This is a genomic window from Devriesea agamarum, assembly GCF_900070355.1.
In the GTDB taxonomy this organism is placed as follows: domain Bacteria; phylum Actinomycetota; class Actinomycetes; order Actinomycetales; family Dermabacteraceae; genus Devriesea; species Devriesea agamarum.
Genome location: NZ_LN849456.1, coordinates 1293239 through 1312163, shown reverse-complemented (window position 1 = coordinate 1312163; position 18925 = coordinate 1293239). Strand labels below are relative to the sequence as shown.

At 60.4% G+C, this 18925-nt stretch carries 15 protein-coding genes; 6 read left to right on the top strand and 9 right to left on the bottom strand.

The window, feature by feature from the left end; genetic code table 11:
• Window positions 1-229: 229 nt before the first annotated feature.
• From BN1724_RS05805 to BN1724_RS05785, 5 genes are all read left to right on the top strand, one after another.
• Complete coding sequence (locus BN1724_RS05805) at window positions 230-952, top strand: endonuclease III domain-containing protein (protein ID WP_084253113.1); 723 nt, start codon at window positions 230-232, stop codon at window positions 950-952.
• On the top strand, window positions 949-1686 hold the full coding sequence (locus BN1724_RS05800) for an NUDIX hydrolase (protein WP_058234598.1): 738 nt from the start codon (window positions 949-951) through the stop codon (window positions 1684-1686). The genes BN1724_RS05805 and BN1724_RS05800 overlap by 4 nt, the downstream gene beginning before the upstream one ends.
• Window positions 1679-2890, top strand: coding sequence for a MarP family serine protease (locus BN1724_RS05795; RefSeq protein WP_058234597.1), 1212 nt, complete (start codon window positions 1679-1681; stop codon window positions 2888-2890). Before BN1724_RS05800 ends, BN1724_RS05795 begins: the two co-directional genes overlap by 8 nt.
• A gap of 242 nt (window positions 2891-3132) precedes the next feature.
• The gene (locus tag BN1724_RS05790; protein WP_058234596.1) at window positions 3133-3516 is read left to right on the top strand and encodes a cold-shock protein; all 384 of its coding nucleotides are present in this window, start codon (window positions 3133-3135) and stop codon (window positions 3514-3516) included.
• Window positions 3517-3518: 2 nt separating this feature from the next.
• Window positions 3519-4697, top strand: a complete 1179-nt coding sequence (locus tag BN1724_RS05785; RefSeq protein ID WP_084252800.1) for a DUF3027 domain-containing protein — start codon at window positions 3519-3521, stop codon at window positions 4695-4697.
• Window positions 4698-4789: 92 nt separating this feature from the next.
• On the opposite strand, the gene BN1724_RS05780 is transcribed toward BN1724_RS05785, so the two are convergent.
• The 6 genes from BN1724_RS05780 to BN1724_RS05755 all read right to left on the bottom strand — a co-directional run bounded on the left by BN1724_RS05780 (window position 4790) and on the right by BN1724_RS05755 (window position 11563).
• Window positions 4790-5947, bottom strand: a complete 1158-nt coding sequence (locus tag BN1724_RS05780; RefSeq protein ID WP_058234595.1) for a DNA polymerase III subunit delta' — start codon at window positions 5945-5947, stop codon at window positions 4790-4792.
• A complete protein-coding gene (gene tmk, locus BN1724_RS13420; RefSeq protein ID WP_269447053.1) occupies window positions 5944-6855 on the bottom strand; it encodes a dTMP kinase in 912 nt (303 codons plus the stop codon). Before tmk ends, BN1724_RS05780 begins: the two co-directional genes overlap by 4 nt.
• A complete protein-coding gene (locus tag BN1724_RS05770; protein ID WP_058234594.1) occupies window positions 6848-7900 on the bottom strand; it encodes a Gfo/Idh/MocA family protein in 1053 nt (350 codons plus the stop codon). Before BN1724_RS05770 ends, tmk begins: the two co-directional genes overlap by 8 nt.
• A 131-nt stretch (window positions 7901-8031) precedes the next feature.
• On the bottom strand, window positions 8032-8844 hold the full coding sequence (locus tag BN1724_RS05765; protein WP_058235800.1) for a carbohydrate ABC transporter permease: 813 nt from the start codon (window positions 8842-8844) through the stop codon (window positions 8032-8034).
• 128 nt (window positions 8845-8972) lie between these two features.
• A complete protein-coding gene (locus BN1724_RS05760) occupies window positions 8973-10196 on the bottom strand; it encodes a carbohydrate ABC transporter permease (RefSeq protein WP_084253111.1) in 1224 nt (407 codons plus the stop codon).
• A complete protein-coding gene (locus tag BN1724_RS05755; RefSeq protein ID WP_058234593.1) occupies window positions 10193-11563 on the bottom strand; it encodes an ABC transporter substrate-binding protein in 1371 nt (456 codons plus the stop codon). The genes BN1724_RS05760 and BN1724_RS05755 overlap by 4 nt, the downstream gene beginning before the upstream one ends.
• A gap of 204 nt (window positions 11564-11767) precedes the next feature.
• On the opposite strand from BN1724_RS05755, the gene BN1724_RS05750 reads away from it, so the two are divergent.
• Window positions 11768-12940, top strand: coding sequence for a Gfo/Idh/MocA family protein (locus tag BN1724_RS05750; protein ID WP_058234592.1), 1173 nt, complete (start codon window positions 11768-11770; stop codon window positions 12938-12940).
• A 26-nt stretch (window positions 12941-12966) separates the two neighbouring features.
• On the opposite strand, the gene topA is transcribed toward BN1724_RS05750, so the two are convergent.
• Genes topA through BN1724_RS05735 form a run of 3 tightly spaced genes read right to left on the bottom strand, consistent with a single transcriptional unit; the run spans window position 12967 to window position 18850 of the window.
• Window positions 12967-15747 carry a type I DNA topoisomerase gene (gene topA / locus BN1724_RS05745; protein WP_058235798.1) on the bottom strand — a complete coding sequence of 927 codons (2781 nt, stop codon included), beginning with the start codon at window positions 15745-15747 and terminating at the stop codon, window positions 12967-12969.
• A 50-nt stretch (window positions 15748-15797) separates the two neighbouring features.
• Window positions 15798-16850 (bottom strand): phosphatase PAP2 family protein, encoded by a 1053-nt coding sequence (locus BN1724_RS05740; RefSeq protein WP_058234591.1) that lies wholly within the window; start codon window positions 16848-16850, stop codon window positions 15798-15800.
• On the bottom strand, window positions 16847-18850 hold the full coding sequence (locus tag BN1724_RS05735) for a DUF7059 domain-containing protein (protein ID WP_084252798.1): 2004 nt from the start codon (window positions 18848-18850) through the stop codon (window positions 16847-16849). Before BN1724_RS05735 ends, BN1724_RS05740 begins: the two co-directional genes overlap by 4 nt.
• Window positions 18851-18925 lie beyond the last annotated feature (75 nt).

The following is an 18925-nucleotide window of genomic DNA, read 5'->3' as shown; positions in this document are numbered from 1 at the left end:
GGGTGCCCCGACTGATGCCGGGACGGGCGTGCAATCCCCATTGTGACGGAAAATGCACGTGAGTGGGTGAAAGGTGTCACGTCGGGGCGTAAATGGCCCGGTCCCGGCGTGACAACGTGTCATCCGGTGGTAGGGCGCTGAGAACAATCATCGTAGAGCACATGCGCAAATCCGCATGCGGTCATAGGTTTAGCTTTGGTGTTGTGTCAAGAGGAGGGTGCAGATCGAGATGACGCAAATACGTAACAATGCGGAGTGTCCGGTTGCTCGGCCCGCGCCTCGACAGACGATTCCTTCACTTCACGACGTGGACGACCGTCTTGCCACTGCATATCCGGATGCGCAATGCGCCCTGCACCACCGCAACGCCTTTGAACTGCTCGTGGCGACGGTGCTGTCAGCCCAAACTACCGACGCCCGGGTCAACACCGTGACGCCAGAGCTGTTTTCCCGCTGGCCAGACGCCGCGGCGCTCGCCTCAGCCGAGGTCGCAGATGTTGAAGCGGTGATCGCACCGCTGGGAATGGCCCACACTAAATCGGCGCGCCTGGTCAGACTTGGGCATGACGTACTCACGCAACACGGCGGCAGTGTGCCAGATGATCAGGTGGCACTTGAAGCATTACCGGGGGTGGGGCGTAAAACTGCGCACGTGGTGCGAGGAAACGTATTTGGTGCCTCGCTCCTCACCGTTGATACCCACGTCGGGCGCCTGTCGCGGCGCCTGGGATGGAGCAGCCACGATAATCCGCGCCAGGTGGAAGACGACGTGGTTGCGCGACCCGGGGCATCCCACATCAACTTCACTATGCTCTCGCACCGGCTCATCGCCCATGGCCGAGCATGCTGCACAGCGCGGGCCCCTCACTGCGGTGCATGCGTCCTCGCGGATCTGTGCCCCCGCATCGGCGTGGTCTCAACAAACCGGGTAGCTGGTCGGACTACGCCATGAGCCACGATGAACCCGAGTTACCGGCACCGGTGGCTCGGCTGCTGGATTCCACCTCTAGCCCGGGAACTGACCCAAGCTTCAACGGGGCTTCGAGCGCGGTCTTGGTGCTGCTTGCTGGATCCACCACCCAGGATCTGTCGGTTCTCCTGACCGAACGGGCGCACCACCTGCGATCCCAGCCCGGACAGATCGCCCTGCCTGGCGGCATGCGAGAACCAGGCGATTTTGGACCCTCCGACACGGCACTGAGGGAAGCTCGGGAAGAAGTCGGTCTCGATCCTGAGACGGTTCGAGTGGTGAGGGTCAGCGCACCGGTGAGTATGCAAGTGCGCTCAGTGCAGGTGATTCCCGTCATTGGTTGGTCGGCTTCCCGTCCGTCTCTGAGCATCAGCGCAGCAGAAGTCGCTGCCGCTCAATGGATCCGGCTCACAGGCCAGGGTGGACTATCAGACCCGGCTTGCCGGGCCACTGGATTACTGTCAAAGCGCCAGGTCGGGCCCGTGTTTCACGCAGTTGGCAGCCCGGACTATTTCATATGGGGCCTGACCGCCAAAATTCTCGATGCGGTGTTGAGCGCCGCCGGCCTCGCAGCGCCGTGGCCCACTCAGCGCAGGATTCCGGTTCCTGCTCAGCGCGCGCGATCCGGTACCGATAATCTGCGGGTAGCGCATACGTCCGTATCGCACACCGACGGTCTATCAGATGAGGTCACAGGAAGGAGGGCATGTGGTTGACGTCGCCATCATCGTAGTGATCCTGATCTATGTTGTGGTCGGCTGGCGGCGGGGATTTCTACTGACTTTGGCTTCAGCACTAGGGGCCTTGGTGGGTCTAGCCGCGGGCCTTTACCTGGCTATGCCGGTCGCATCCACGGTAGGACCTGTGATCGGAGCAGATAACACTACGCGGGTGGTCCTCGCGTTAATCGTGATTGTGCTGCTCGTCGTCGCCGTTGAAGCCGTGGGTAGTGTCCTAGGGAGCCTGGTGTTAAGTAGCCTGCGCCGGGTGCCGACCGGCTCCAAGTCGCGCGCGGCGCTGGGCAGCCTCGATCGCTTCGCGGGCTCTATGCTCGGGGGACTGCTGGTGCTGACGTTGGTGTGGGTGGCCATCGGTCCGCTACGTGAAAGCCCCTGGCCGCGGGTGTCTCAAGCCGTGTCGGACTCCCGGGTGCTGGCTGCTTTAGACGGTGTGATGCCGGCATCCGCCCGTCCAGGGATGCGTTCTCTGGCGGAAATCATCGGGCCATCTCGGCTCCCGACGCTCAGCATGCCGCTCGATGCCGAAACTGTTGCGGAGCCTGCCCATCTCGACACCGGTTTAGCGCGCGATTCGGCGGCCCGGTGGAGAGATTCTGTGGTCAGGGTTTGGGGCCAAGGTCGGTCATGTTCCGTTGGCCAAAGCGGGTCGGGCGTCGTCATCGGGACCGGACAAGTTCTGACGGCAGCGCACGTTGTGGCGGGGCTAGATGAGGTCGAGATTGAGCAGCGCAGTGGCAAGGTGCTCTCCGGTCAGGTGGTGGCCTTCGACCCTGATGCGGACGCCGCCATCGTGTCGGTGCCCGATCTTCATGCCCCCGTGCGGACCGTACGCGGGGTGGCAAAGCCCGGAGAGCAACTGGTCATGCATGGATTCCCTGGCGGGGGCGCTTACCAGGCGCAGACCGTTCGGGTTCGTGAACAACTGACCGCCCGCGGCACGGATATTTACGACCGAGGATCGGTGATTCGGCGTCTTTACGCTCTGGAAGGTGATGTGCGACGAGGGGACTCCGGCGGTCCGCTTCTGTCCCCTCGCGGTGACGTGGTGGGCCTCATCGTGGCGCGTTCCGTCGATAAACCGGGCATTGGATATGCCCTGACCGATGCCGATCTCAGCGGAGTGCTCGCCACAGCTAAGCGCCAGACTGGGCCCGTGTCGACCGGACCATGCCGGCGCTGACGCCGGTGACAATGTCCTGGAACCCAATCCGAACGCCTGTAGACTAGTTGTTGGTTCAATAGCGTCCACCAGTGGCGCCGCTCCATCGCAATGCGGTTGTCGCAGGGCAACTGTCGCAAGACGGTTGCTGAGGTCAGCTCACGTGGTTTTCCACCCCGAGCTGATGGCGGCTTCGGAGTGAGAACCAGAGGTTAAAACTGTGGCGCAAGCGCGCCGGGACAAAGGGTAGGGACGGACACGACGTGCCACGCGGCAAGGTGAAGTTCTACGACGCCGAGAAGGGCTTCGGTTTCATCAACGATGAAGACGGCGGGAGTGTGTATCTCCCGTCATCAGCGCTGCCCGCCGGGCAGAGCACCCTGCGACCGGGAACACGCGTCGAATATGACGTAGCTCAGGGTCGTCGCGGTGCTCAAGCGCTGTCCGTGCGCCTTCTCGAAGCAGCGCCTTCGATTGTGCGCGCCAAGCGCAAGAGCGCTGAAGAGATGGCTGTCCTGGTAGAGGACCTCATCAAGCTTCTGGATGGGGCATCCAACGGGTTGCGGCGTGGACGCTATCCCGAACGGCGCAATGCGGCGAAGATCGCGACGGTTTTGCGCGCGGTTGCCGACGATTTCGAGGCGTGAGTATGGCCTCACAGACCGTCACACCTACTGCCGGTAACGGCGCAGAGACCCAGCCGCGCACCAAGTCGTCGTCACGTGGCACATCCAGGTCACGGGCTGGCTCAAGCTCCCGCGGGCGGGGTAGTTCCACACCGAAATTGGATGCGATCTGCGCTCAGTCCGTTGAGGTGGCGCAGCGCGCGTTGCTTGAGGTGACCGAGCCCGGCCAGGTAGGGGAGCACCAGCGGGTTGAGACCGCAGGGGAGCGTCTCGCCACGCATGTCTTTGAGTGCACCATGCCGGGGTACCGGGGTTGGATCTGGGTGGTCACCGTGGCACGAGCCCCTCGGGCCAAAACTGCGACGGTGTGCGAGACGGCGCTGCTTCCCGGCGAGGACGCCTTGCTTGCCCCAGCCTGGGAGCCGTGGGCGAGCCGTCTACGACCGGAGGATGTAGGGGCTGATGACACCCTGCCGTATATCGAGAATGATCCGCGTCTGGATCAGGGGTACGAGCAGGTTGATGGTGACGCATCTGATGAACATCACGATGTTGATGCCGGACAAATTAATGAGTTTGGCCTGGGGCGAGTCCGGGTTCTCAGCCGTGAAGGCCGTGATGAGGCTGCTCAGCGGTGGAACAATGGCGAGTTTGGTCCGCGTGATACGTCGGCTCGCCGCCGTCGGGGGACGGTAACTGACCACTGCTCATCGTGTGGATTTTTGGTGTTGCTGGCTGGTTCGTTCCGCCAAGCCTTTGGGGTGTGCGCTAATGAGTGGTCCCCGGCTGACGGTCGCGTTGTCTCGCTCGGCTACGGGTGTGGATCGCACAGTGAGACCGGTGAGGATGACTCTCCGCGCGAGGAGAACGCTGATCACGCTCTTGACGAGCTTGAGCTGGAATACACCACTCTCGCCGACGAAAAGGGCGTTGAAGGCGGCAATGAGCTGACCGACCAGCGGACTGAAAAGGCCGATGAACGGTCCGAACGGCCTGACGAAGGCGCTGAACAGTCCGACGAACCTATTGATCGGCCTGACGAAGGCGCTGAGCAGTCTGATGAACCTGTTGATCGGCCTGACGAAGGCGCTGAGCAGTCTGATGAACCTGTTGATCGGCCTGACGAAGGCGCTGAACAGTCCGGCGAACCCGTTGAACGGGCTGACGACGTGCCGGCTCAGACCGATGAAGGGGCCAAATAGGCCGACCAGAGGGCTGTCGCCGTGTTTTCGTGCGGATTGCGCAGGCGATTCGGATAGAAGACTGTTCGGGCGATCAGTTTTAGAGGATCAGGTCAGCGGGCTGCGAGCCTCGCGAGTAATGCTTCTGCCGCAAGCAGAGGCGGAACGTTTGCGGTGATGCGTTCGCGAGTTTGGGTGATCGCGTCCAGTGCCGCCAAGGTATCCCGGGCCTCGGTGTCGGCGGCGTAGCGCGCAATATCGTCAGACAGGGCGACGTTGACCAGCTCGCTCCCTGAGCCGAGCTGGATCATTAAGATGTCGCGGTAGACCGAAAACAGATCGAGCAGTGTCCGATCTAGGACGTCCCGCACCAGGCGAGTCTGTCGTTTTTTCTGGTCGTCTTCGAGCTGTTTAAGTTGCGACCGCAATGCGGGGGGCACAGTTGATCCTTCTATCCCGGCACTGCGTAAAAAGCGTTCACGTTCGATACGAGCGGCATGTTCTGATGTTTCTTTGGCTTCGGCCGTGGCCTCCTCCACCAAACGTGCTGCGCGCAGTACCGCCGAGCCCACTCCCCGAAGCTCCCACGGTATCCGAACTACGGCATCCCTCCTGGCCAGCGCATCGGGGTGCATGGCGAAACGTCGTGCAAGCCCAATATGGCCTTGGGCTGCACGCGCTGCGACCGTAGCTAGTTCGGGGTCAATGCCGTCACGACGAATTAAGAGCTCTGTAACGTCATGGGGGGATGGAAGCGAAAGCGTTACCACCCTGCACCGGGAACGAATCGTCGGGGCAAGATCCTGTGGCGACGGAGCGCACAGAATCCAAATTGTTTTCGGTGGTGGTTCTTCAATGGATTTCAGCAGAACATTGAATGTGCCTGCGCTCATACGGTCGGCGTCTTCAACGATGAGAACCCGGAATTCGCCAGAGCTGGGTGAGCGTTGCGCCACTTGTACGAGTGAGCGCACTTCGTCTTTTGAGATGGAGAGTTTGTCGGTCCTCACCCGGGTTACATCTGCGTGTGTGCCCGCGAGGATGGTCTGACATGCGTGGCACTGCCCGCATCCGGGTTCGGGGGAGCTCGGGTCGGTGCTGCGATGCGCGCAGTTTAGGGCGGCGGCGAAGGCGATGGCTGCGGTGGAACGCCCGGAGCCTGGTGGCCCTGTGATCAGCCAGGCATGTGTGAGTGAACCGTGTGGTGCGGCGGCCTGCTTGAGAGTGGCGGTGGCTCCGGGCTGACCGACGACGTCATCCCACACGCTCATCGATCAGTTCCCGGGAGTGAAGTACTCGGTGCCGAGTAAGTGCTGGCGTGCCCTTCGCAGGGCTGAGTGCTCGATAAAGCTGAAGAATCAGAGGCTAGAGAATCGGAGGCTAAAGCTTCAGAAGGTAGAGAATCAGAGGCCAACGATTCAGAAGCTGAAGAATCAGATGTGCACGTTTCGGGGGAAGAACAGTCGAATAGTCCGCGCTCGCTGAGAGCGGTGCGGATTGCCTGATGGATCGTTGTTCTGGACTGGTTGGCATCGAGAACAACAAACCGATGAGGTTCGGCCTCAGCGAGAGCTAGGAAGTGTGCCCGTACCGCCTGGTGGAAAACGATATCTTCGCGTTCCAATCGGTCGTGAGTATCGGCACTGCGGCGTTGGACAAATAGGTCCGGGTCTAAATCCAGTAAGAACGTGAGGTGGGGGAGAAGGCCATCTGTTCCCCACAGTGACAGTGCGCGAATATCTGCGGGATCCAGTGCCCGACCAGCACCTTGATAGGCGACGGACGAGTCGAGGTAGCGGTCGCTCAGCACAATCCCCCCTGAATCCAGGTGAGGACGCACAACTTCTGCGATGTGATGGGCTCGGTCTGCCGCGTATAAAAGAGCTTCGGCCCGGGTTGCCACATGTCCAGAATGAAGCAGCAGCGTGCGGATGCCTTGCCCCAGATCAGATCCTCCCGGTTCGCGAGTGACCAAGACTTTTTGTGCTTTGGTATGGCTGTTTAAAAAATCGGCGAGCATCCGAATCTGCGTGCTCTTCCCGGCGCCGTCGCCACCCTCGAACGTGACAAACAATCCGCTTGCCGAGGCGCAGGGACGAGGGTGAGATAGATGTGAGGGCGGCTCGGATACGCCCTGGGAGTTGGGTGCTAACGGCGAGATGGAAAGCGAATCAGGCACGGTCGCTATTCTCCCCCGGGTAGAGGATCCCTGCACGTGCCCGCACCGCATCCATGGCCTCCATCACCTGCACCGTATCTGCCCACGACATCACCGATGATTCGAGCAGCCCGTGCCGCAGGCAGCGCGCCGCTTCTGCCGCTTCAAACACCATGCCGTCGCGCAATGACCCCGGGTGTGAAAACTCAGCGGTGCGACCACTGTGCAAGGCCACGCTCAGGCTGCCTGGGGTATAAAACGGGGCTGCGACATCGACCCTCCCGAGGGTGCCACTGACAGATGCGCGAGTCGGCGTCACACTCGACAAGGTGGTGGACAGCAGAGCATGAGCATTGTGCGGACCGCAGGCGATGATTGAGCTTTGGGCGTCAACTCCTGTCATCGCAGGGCTGCTGACCGAGGTGATGACGCTCAGCTGCCCCAGCACCATCTGCGCGAATGACACCGGATAGACGCCGAGGTCCAAAAGAGCTCCACCACCCAGTTCCGGCGCATACAGACGATGGGACGGATCCGGCGGGAACATCTGCCCGTGGTCGGCTAACACGGTGACGACATCACCGATAAGGCCATCGGCAAGGATCTGACGCAGCACATCGAACTGGGGGAGAAAACGCATCCACATCGCTTCCATCAGGAATAAACCCTGCTGGCGGGCGAGATTCTGCAGGGCGCGGGCCTGATGAGCATTGAGCGTGAACGGCTTTTCCACCAGCACGGGCTTACCTGATGACAAGGCCTGACGAGCCAGCTCATAGTGCTGAGCGTGAGGGGACGCAATGTATACGATCTCCACCCGATCATCGGCGAGCAGATCACTCACGCTCGCGTGCGCGCGCTGCACCCCGTGCTCGGCTGCGAAAACCTGAGCCCGGCCCTCATTGCGCCCAGCTACCGCAACCACCCGCGACTGGCTCGCCCGGTGCACCGTATCCGTGAACTGCGCGGCGATATTCCCCGGCGCGATCACACCCCACGAGACACCCGGTGCCGTCAGCGGATCAGGAACCCGCGACGGGGGAAGGCATAGCTGCTGTGAAGTCATGGCCCCAATCTATCGCGGGCCTGTGACACACCAGCGAACAGACTGAGCCCGACTGGTCCCCTCCGCAAGGCACCAGTGAGAGAGCCCCTGTGCATAAGCCTAAATAGCGGGCCGTCTGGCGCCGTAGAACATTAGCCCTTGACCGACCCGGCGGTGAGTCCGCGCACGAAAAACCGTTGCAGCGTGAAGAACACGATCATCGGCACAATCATGGTGATGAACGCACCTGCGGTCAGTAATTCTGCTCCCTGTCCCTGTGAGCCGAGCAACTGCTGGAGATCGACTATTACCGTCTTATGATCGCTATTGAGGAAGAGCTTCGCGATCAGCAGGTCGTTCCACACCCACAAAAACTGAAGGGTCGCAAAGGCGGCGATAGCAGGTATGGACATCGGAGCCACCAGCCGCCAGAAGGTCTGAAAGTGCGAACAGCCATCAATCTTCGCGGATTCCACAACAGAACGGGGAAGCGTGGACATGTAGTTGCGCAACACATAGATCGCGAGCGGCATGCCAAAGCCGGTGTGCAAAAGCCATACGGCGATGTACTGCCCCGCAATATCGAGATGACGAGGCCCCAGCAGGTCCAACATCGGTTGAAACGCAACCTGAATGGGAACCACCATCACGGCCACAATCGCGATAAAGAGTATGTCCTTTCCCCGAAACTCAATGAAGGTGAATGCATACGCGGCAAAAGCTGCGAACATAATCGGCAAAATCGTGGCCGGAATCGCCACCACCACCGAGTTCACCAGGGACGAACCCATGGTGGTTCCGTCGAAAAGACGGGCGTAGTTATCGAGTGTCCAACCGGTGCCAAACGGATTCAGCAGAGCATCCCACCACCCGGACGTGGCGGCGTCAGTGCGGCTGCGAAAGCTCGTCACCAAGAGGCCGAACGTCGGGATACTCCACAGCACGCCGAGAATCACCACGGTCATGATGGCGGGAATGCTTCGCCGGCTACGGCCCGATGAATGCCGCGTTCCAGCTGAACGTCGCGCCGCGGACACTCTCCCCGATCCTGAGGAGGGCCGCGACGCTGGCTTGAGGGGATTGGCAGCCGTGTTCATCGCTGTGCCTCCTGGTCCCTAAATGCCTTCACTTGATAAATCAAGATGGGGATGATGGCCACCAGTAGCACCACCACAATTGCCGAGGCAATGCCGGCTTGACCACTGGCAAATAGCTTGTTGAAGAAGAGATTCGCGATCACGTTGGTGTTATCGCGACCGTTGGTCATGACGTAGATGATGTCGAAAACCTTCAGCACCAAAATCAGAACCGTAATAAACACGGCGAGCATGGTGCCCTTGATCTGAGGTAGCACGATCTGCCAGAAGATCCGAAAATCGCTAGCTCCGTCCACCCTGCCCGCCTCGATCGTGTCCTCAGGAACCCCTTTAATGGCCGATGACAGCAAGATCATGGCGAATCCCGTTTGCAGCCAGATCAAAATGATCATCAAGAACAGCGAATTCAGACGACCGGACGAGATCGACAGCCAGGTGTGCGGATCTCCGCCGAGGCCAACCCACACGGCGTTCAATAAACCAGTTTGTGAATCTCCCGGATTGTTGTACGCATACACCAGGCTCCAGATCGTGGATGCTCCCACGAAGCTGATCGCCATAGGGAGGAAAATCGTAGACTTGGCAATTTTTTCGCCCCGGGGAGAGAGCTTATCGGCCATCACCGCTACGGCTAAGCCGAAGGCAACCGTTACAAAGGGGACGATTAAAATCCACAGCACATTGTTGAAGATTGATTGCCAGAACTCACCCGATTGGAAAATGGTTCGGTAATTCTCAAAGCCCACCCACGCGGTTGAGTCATCGTTGGCAAACGAGTACACGATGGTCTGAATCGTCGGGTAGATCAGCATCAGCGCCATCAGCGAGAACCCGGGAAGCAAAAATGCGTACGGGATCAAACCCTCAGATAAGCGGGACGGGAGGCCCTCAATTGCAAGGTTGAGGAAGCGAAAGAAAACCATCGCACCACCCACCCCGGCCACCAGGGCAATAGCCCCCATCAAGATCCTGGAATGGGCAAAAAACTCGGGGTAGTAGGCAATCGCCAGGAAAAGGTTACCGATGAGCCACACCGTGAGGCTGAGGCCGATGACGCCGCCCAGGATACGCAGCGGCCGCGCCCGTCCCCGGTGATCGTAAGGCTGAGACAAACCCGAGGCTTGCGATGAGCCTGAGCCGTGCGATGAGGTTGGGCCTTGAGGGTGAGCTGTATCCACTGGATCTGCGGCATGACCTGAAGATGCAGGGTGAGCGCTCATGATCGCGGCCACCCTTTTTCGATCTCCTGGCACACCTGGCGCGAGGTTTTTGAACCGTTCAACCACTCCACCATGCCGGTCCAAAACGAACCGGAGCCCACGGACTTGGGCATGGAATCGCTTCCGTCATAGCGGAAGACGGCGGCGCTCGAAGCGATCTGTGCGATCCGCCGGGTGGTTTCATTGGGGTACTGCGCGGCATTGAATGTCTTATGAGGGGATAGCCAACCGCCCGCTGCGGCCCAGGGCCCTCCAAAGGACGGCGAGGTGAGGAACTGCATCACCTTCTGGGAGTCGGGGTCATTGCCGTTGAACAGGGCGGCAAGGTCACCGCCGCCGAGTATGGGAAGTCCATCAAAACCCCCTTCCCATCGCGGCAGAGGAAAGATTCCGACCTCCTGATCCAAATGATCTTGGATCTCCTTGGGGAAAAACCCGGTGATGAAATTTCCCTGCCTCAGCAAGAGTGCCTTCGGGGGATGAGCGAACTCGGCAAGAGGGGCATCCGAAAAATTAGTGTTCAAAATCCCGGGAACTCCACCGTTGACATTTCCGGGGGTCTTTAAGAGTTCCCCGACCGCGTCGAAAGCTTCGATCACCCTGGCATCATCAAAGGGGATCCGGTGATACACCCAGTCGTCATACACCTGCGGGCCATGCAGGCGCAGCATGTACTCCTCAATCCAGTCGGTGCCCACCCAACCGGTTGACTGGTCCGCATTCCAAGCCTCCGTCCACGGGGTGATGCCCGCGGCTTTCATTGTGTCGGCGATGCGATACAGGTCCTGGATCGTGGCGGGCTCAGCACCGTATCCGCCAGCCTCATACGCCTTCTTCGGGTACCAGACGATGGACTTGCAGGCCATGCGCATCGGAGCCCCATACACGCGACCCTTATAACGCGCTGACTCCAAGAATCCCGGAATCAAAGACGCATCGAGTGCGTCGTAATCCAAAAAGGTATCGATCGGCTGGACCTTCCCCGCCGCTGCCATCTCAAAAAGCCCGCCAGGCTGCGGAAACAGAGCGATGTCCGGCGCATCCCCGGCTTGCACCTTCTGTTTAATGGTGGTGGTGAAGTCGCTATCACCGGTGTATTGGATGCTGATTCCGCTTTCCTTCTCAAACGCGGTCAAACTCGCCCGGAAAGCATCCTGTTCTTGGCCTGCAAAAGCGCCAAGAATGGTGACTTTTTTGTCATTGTCGGTGCTACCGCCATCCACGTAGCCGTTTAATCCGCCGCCAGCTCCGCCGGTGGGGTGAGGATTTTGAAGACACCCGGAAAGACCCACGGTGGCGGCAGCTGCGGCACCTGTGATCAGCGTCCGGCGCTTGAGGGGGGAATGTTGGTTGAATCTGTGCGTCATCGCAGCTCCTGAGCTATTTGTTCCCTAAGCGGGCCAGGGAGACTCGTTGTCGCCTCTCGTTCGACGCGGTTGTCGAATACCTTCACTCTAACGAACCGGTTTCGCGGGATGCTACGCATGCGCATAACTGTGTGGTGAGGATGATCTGGCGGCGCGTTGGACGAGTTTGACCGCTGCGGGACACGTGCGCGGCATGATGGGCACATGGTCGATATGAAAGTCGGTGTGATCGGGTACGGCATGCGCGGAAGTCTGGCCCGATATGCTCATGCTCCCGGACAGGGGTCAGTGGTCAGCGTTGTTGCCGATCCTTCGGATCGTGGACTGGCTGAAGCCAAAGCACGCTTCGGTGACCAGCACACACGCTATGTGCGCACGGTCGATGACCTTCTGGCACACGATCTCGACGCAGTGATGGTGCTGGCGCCGGACTACACACACGCCGACATCGCCTGCCAAACTCTGGCGGCTGGCCTGCCGACCTTTTGCGAAAAACCGATGGCGATTACCGTTCAGGACACTGATCGAATGCTGGCGGTCGCCATGAAACATCGCACCCGCCTGTATATCGGACACAACATGCGGCACATGCCGGTCATCCGGCAAATGAAAGCGATCATTGATTCTGGCCGGATCGGTCGAGTTCGCGCTATTTGGTGTCGTCATTTTGTGGGTGCAGGCGGCGACTTCTACTTTAAAGATTGGCATGCGGACCGCGAGCTCTCCACCGGACTGCTGCTGCAAAAAGGCGCACACGACATCGACGTGATTCACTGGCTCGCGGGCGGATATACCCGGCAGGTTGCAGGTATCGGTGACCTTATGGTTTACGGCGACATCGCCTCGCGTCGAGACAATTCTGATCGGCGCATGGGGGACTGGTATAGCGAGCAGGTGTGGCCACCCTTGGCCCAGACCGACCTGAATCCGGTGGTGGATGTCGAAGACATTTCGATGATTCAGATGCGTCTGGGTAACGGGGTGCTCGCCTCGTACGAGCAATGTCATTTCACCCCCGATTACTGGCGAAACTACACGGTCATCGGCGATGCCGGTCGCATTGAAAACATGGGCGATGGCGCGGGCGATTTTCTATACATCTGGACTTCCCGTCGCGGCGGCGCAGGCCGACCCGATGCGGTCGAAGTCATCGAACCCGCCGACGGTGAACACGGAGGTGCTGACCCGCGGTTAGTCTCGGAATTTTTGCGATTCGCGCGTGCTGGCGGACGCACCGAGACCTCTGTTATCGCCGCACGTGAAGCGGTCGCCGCCGGTTGCGTTGCGACCGCTTCAATCCGCAGTGACGGAGCTCTGCTGCCGGTTCCTCCCGTACCCCAGAACGTCCAAGACTATTTCGATTCCGGGCAAGCCTAATGACAGGGGCGACGATGTAGAACTGTTTACGATGTCGCTGTTTTAGCTTTCGACGCAGCAGACTTCGTCGCCTTCGATGACGAGCCTTTAGCAGTGCTCGCACTCGCCTTAGTGGTTTTCGTGGCCTTAGCGGTTTTAGCGGACTTAGTAGTCTTCGTCGTGCGCTTTTTCGCCGGACCCTTCGCCCGTTTCTCCGCTAACCGCTCCACCGCCACCTCGTGCGTGAGCTCCTCCAGCACGTCATCCTTGCGCAGGGTCACATTGGTGGTCCCATCCGTGATGTACGGACCGAATCGTCCATCTTTAACCACAATGGGTTTCTCGCTCGTGGGATCCACGCCAAGCTCTTTCAACGGAGGTTTCGCGGCGCTCCGGGCGCGAGTCTTCGGCTGAGCAAAAATAGCCTGAGCCTCATCCAACGTGATCGTGAGAAGCTTCTCCTCCGAATCAATGGTGCGCGAATCCGTGCCCTTTTTGAGGTAAGGGCCGAAGCGGCCATTTTGGGCGGTAATCTCCGTGCCGTCGGTATCCACACCAACGACCCTGGGAAGCGACAGCAAAGCCAGAGCCTCCTCCAGCGACACGGTGGCAAGGCTCATGCTCTTAAACAGTGAGGCTGTGCGTGGCTTTGGCTTTGCGGCTTTCTTCGTCTTGGACTTCGGAGCCGACTCGGCCTCCGACTCGGTGTCGGGCAGAACCTCGGTGACGTACGGACCGTAACGGCCATCCTTAGCAATGATGTCGTGGCCGCTCACAGGATCAACCCCGAGCACACGCCCATCGTCCTTCTGGCGGGACAGCAGCTCCTCAGCAAGGGTCACCGTGAGCTCATCGGGGGCAATATCGTCCGGAACCGATGCACGCACAGGATCGGCGCCCTCAGAGGTTGCCCGCTCCACATAAGCGCCATAGCGGCCCACCCGCAAAGTAATGCCCTCACCAATCGGAATCGAATTAATTTCGCGGGCATCAATGTCACCGAGGTTTTCGACCACATTCTTCAGACCCTCGAGCGCATCGCCATCACCAAAATAGAAACTCCGCAGCCACGCGGGGCGCTGCATACGCCCGGCCGCAATCTCATCCAGATCAGCTTCCATCTGCGCGGTGAAGTCGTAGTCCACCAGATTGTCGAAGTGCTCCTCCAACAGACGAACCACCGAAAATGCGAGCCAGCTCGGAACCAGTGCATTGCCGCGATGCAGCACATAGCCGCGATCCTGGATGACCGAAATCGTGGCCGCATACGTGGACGGACGGCCAATGCCGCGCTCTTCTAAAGCCCTGACTAGAGACGCTTCGGTGTAGCGAGGGGGTGGTGAGGTCACATGGCCGTCGGCCTCCAGCGCAGTAACGTCAGCCTGCTGACCTTCACTGAGCCGCGGCAGACGTTTATCTCCCTGCTCATCCTCATCGCCGTACCGAGTAAGGTCACGTCCCTCTTCGTATGCGGCGAGGAACCCGCGGAAAGTAATGACGGTTCCGGACGCGCTGAACGTCGCCGTCTTACCCTGCCCAGTCACATCGAGACGGACCGTGGAGGTCGATCCTTTCGCGTCGGACATCTGCGAAGCGACCGTGCGCTTCCAGATCAGGTCATACAGACGGAACGCGTCCCCACTTAACTGACGAGCCACATCGGCCGGGCTGCGGAATGAATCACCAGCCGGACGGATCGCCTCGTGCGCCTCCTGCGCGTTTTGTGCCTTGCCCTTGTAGACCCGCGGAGAATCCGGCACGAACTCAGCACCGTACATCTCGGTCGCCTGGCGCCGGGCCGCCGCAATGGCCTGGCCCGACAACGTGACCGAGTCGGTCCTCATATAGGTGATGTAACCGTTTTCATACAGCGTCTGCGCGATACGCATCGTCTGCCGTGCGCTCAGACGCAGCTTGCGCGAGGCCTCCTGCTGAAGGGAGGAGGTGGTAAACGGAGCGGCAGGCCTGCGGGTGTACGGTTTGGACTCCACCGACGTGACGGTGGCCGGGGCTCCCTGTACCGCGCTGACGAGATTGCGTGCGGCCTCCTCGGTCAGCACGGTCACTCCCTTGGTTTTGACCGTGCCGTCATCACGGAAATCGCGTCCAGTCGCTACCCGTTGACCGTCAACCGATTGCAGACGAGCCTTAAAAGCCGCCCCCGGGTTTGCAGCCTCGGAGGCCGGCACGAAGGTGCCAATCAGATCCCAGTAATCTGCGGGAACAAACGCCATGCGCTCGCGTTCACGCTCAACCACCAGACGCGTCGCCACCGATTGGACACGACCCGCCGACAGTCCCTGTTTCACCTTGCGCCACAGCACAGGGGAGACCTCATAGCCATACAAGCGGTCAAGGATACGGCGAGTTTCCTGCGCATCAACCAGGCGTTCGTCCAGCTGCCGGGTGTTATGCACCGCCCGTTGAATAGCTTCTTTGGTGATTTCGTGGAACACCATGCGGTGCACCGGGAGACCCTTCTTCGGCTTCAGCGTCTCCAGCAGGTGCCAGGCGATGGCCTCACCCTCGCGGTCCTCGTCTGTGGCCAGATACAGGGCGTCAGCGTCCTTGAGGGCCTTCTTCAGCTCGGCGACTTTTTTCTTCTTATCCGAGTCAACGACGTAATACGGCGTGAAGTCGTTGTCCACATCGACAGCGAACTTACCGTAAGGCCCCTTCTTCATGTCGGCAGGTAATTCGGAGGGCTGAGGAAGATCGCGGATATGGCCGACGGAAGCCTCGACGATGTACTCGTCACCGAGGTACTTCCCGATGGTTTGCGCCTTAGCGGGCGATTCGACGATGACGAGATGGCGACCGGTGGACAAGTTCAGGCCTTTCTCCGGGGTGCGAGAGATATCTCCCGCGCATGACACGATCACGGTACACGGTGGCGCAACACAATTGTCTGGGACGGCGGGGGATCGAGGATCTTTCGCAGGCGTGTCGTGGCCCACATGGTGAGGCACCACAGTCCGCAGATCCCTGCACAAGCCCCGAGGTAGGCACGTGATTGCACGGCCACATCATTCAACGGAAGCGACTGCGGAAGTGCCCCAATCAGCGCTACGCCACTGGCTAGAGATACTGCCCCGACGGCGGCGAGTCCCCTCAGCAGCCATGCATTAGTGCGCATCCACCGCTCCACGTGCAGGTGCCCCCGACTTATGCTCCGGCAGCTGTCTGCTGGGGAGGACTGAGGTGACTCTGGGTGGCGCTGGTGGGTCCGGCGACACTGGTGGATCTTGCGGTTTCGCGTGCGCGGGTAGCAGCCTTGGCGTGCCTGAACACGTTCATGAGGGGGTTGCTGAGGGGGTTGCTGCCACGCCATCAAAGCCTCCGACGCCAAGAAACCGAACGTCCACGCCGCGACCACCAAAAATGCCCCCACCACATCACTGGGCCGATGCCAGCCCCCGGTCATGGTGCCAATTCCTGTCAAAATCGTAAAGAACGCCCCGAGAATGCTCACCAAGGGCCGCAATGTGGTCGGCGCAACCACCGCAAAGGCAATGGCGACACTCGCCGCAACCGTCGTGTGCCCCGACGGAAAAGAGTTCGGCGTGACATCTATTCCAGCCACCAAATGGGGGCGTTCAATCACGATTTTCTTCAGCACCTGCGTGGTCGCATTGGACCCGAGCACCAGCACCAACATCGACCAGGCCAAGCCGTATCGACGCCGCAGCAAAGCCACGAGCACGGTGACCACAAGCGCAACCAGAATAAAGGGGATGGACACCGTGTTCAGGACCGGGAAGACGATCCGGCTAATCAGCCCGTCATCTCCCCGAGCGCCGCTCAAAACCAGCTGGTCCAAGCGCTGCCCACCCGCAGTATCTATAGAGGTGCCGGCGAGCAGACTGACCCCGACAAGACAGGCTAAACACAACGCGAAACTGCCCCAGCCTGTCGCTATGCGGCCTTTCACAAATGCGTCCTATGGCTCGAAGCTGACTGCTCATCTGCGGGTGATAGCGAGGCGTCTGCTGTGGGTGTTGGCGAAGTGTCTGCTGTGGGTGACTGCGGGGTGTCTGTAACGGGGTATGACGCGTCTGCTAACGATGGCGAGACCTGTGTCGGAGATGGCGAGGCCTCCGCGGACGACTGCGAGATGTCTCCTGGTGCCAGCGGTAAGGAGTCGGGCATGAGCAGAAGACCATCGCGGATGAGCTCGCGCACCCGCGGCAGAAGATCCTCTAATAGCTCGCCATGATCCGTTTCCGTCAAAGCAGCCACCGCGGCAACCACCTGACCCAGGGTGAGCGCGCCGTCCAACGCACCAAACACAGCGGCAAGAGTCCACGGCACCGCGTAGGTAGCGGCCAGCCCATCACCTTGAACCAACTCAATCAGCAGCGGATCCGCGCTGCCCGGAGTGAGATGGCGTCGCTCAATCACATCCGTGGCATGCACAAGGTGAACAGTGCACAGCTCCTGGTTAGTCAGCCGCAAAAGCTTGGCTTCACGACGCAAGATCGCCAGCAAGCGCGGTCCCAACGGGGAGGGCAGAGGGCGCCGAATATCCTCGGTGCGCACGGTAGGCGGCGAGCTATCCTCCGGCCGAGAAAACAGCAAATAGCCAAAACCCACGCCGTGCACGTGTCGAGTGTCGAAATCATCTAGCCACCGCGAAATCATGGGTGCGTAGCGAGGATCGCCAGGCCGGATCCCGCCGTCTCGGGTCCACGTTTCGGCGTACCGAGCTGGATCCTCGACATCTCGCTGAATCACCCAGGTATTCAGACCAGAAGCCGCAGCCCAGGCCCTCGGATGGGTGTCCCATGAGGTGTCGGAAGGTATTTCCCAGTTCCCGAGCATGACCGCTATTCCACCGGGGTTCAGATGATCACCGAGCCCTGATGTGACCTCAGCGAGCAGTCGGTCACCGCTGCGGCCACCGTCCCGGTAGGTCAAGGTGCGTTCGTGGTCCGCATAATCTAGGGCAGGCGTCTCGCTGGTGCTGGCTGACTGGTCGGGGTTGGTGCTCGCAACGCGAGGCGTAATCACGAACGGAGGATTGGAGACGATCAGATCGAAACGTTCGCCGTCCACCGGCTCAAACAGTGAGCCAACCCGCAGATCCAAGGCCACGCCGTTCAGTTCGGCATTAAACCGTGCAAAGGCTATGGCCCGGGGTGATAGATCTGTCGCCACGACCCGTTCGCTATGGCGTGCCGCATGCAAAGCCTGGATGCCGCATCCGCAGCCAAGATCCCAGGTGGCCTTGACCTGGGGTCGGGGCGTGATCCTTGCCAGTGTGGTGGAGGCGCCGCCGACTCCCAAGACATGATCAGGTGCGAGTTCACGGCCGGTCGCAAGCTCAGACAGATCCGAGGTGATCCACCAGAGGATCTGCCCCAGTTCGTCTTCCGCTTCATACGGGCGTAGATCAACTGTCGCGCGGAAAAAGGCGACGCGGGAAGGGATGACGTGTGAGGAGGTCGTGCGGGAAGGTGCGGCGTGTAAAGAAGTCTCGCCCACAGAGTTGGTGTCGGGAACACGGCGCGCATCATCGCAGGTGCAGGAATCTGAGCCTTGAAGATCGGCGTCTGGACATACGGGGTGTGTCGCGTCCTCGCGGAGGTCATCATCGGAAACCGGTGTGATCAAGCCGAGATCCATGGCGCCGCACAGTCCCAGGCGGGGCAGGAGATGAGAGATGCGCTCGCCGCCCATTACACCGCCCAGGGTAAAAAGATTCAGTAGCTCGAGCGCGGGAAAGCTCTGCCCAGCTCGAGAGTGGGCCGCCAAGAGCCGACGCGCCGGGACGGGGTTTTCCCGCGACAGCGCATCGTGGGCCACCGGTCCAAGTGTCTCTCTCACGGCGCTGACGCCGTAGCCCGCGGACTCCAGATCCTCGCGCAGGGCGCGCAACAGCCGTTGGCCCTGTGGCCCGGCGGGTATCTGGGGTGGGGGAGGCGAGATCATGCCTACGATTGTGCCTGGGTCGCTGACCTAGCGCGAAAACCGACCGGCCAAGATCGGATGATTCGGGCGGATAGG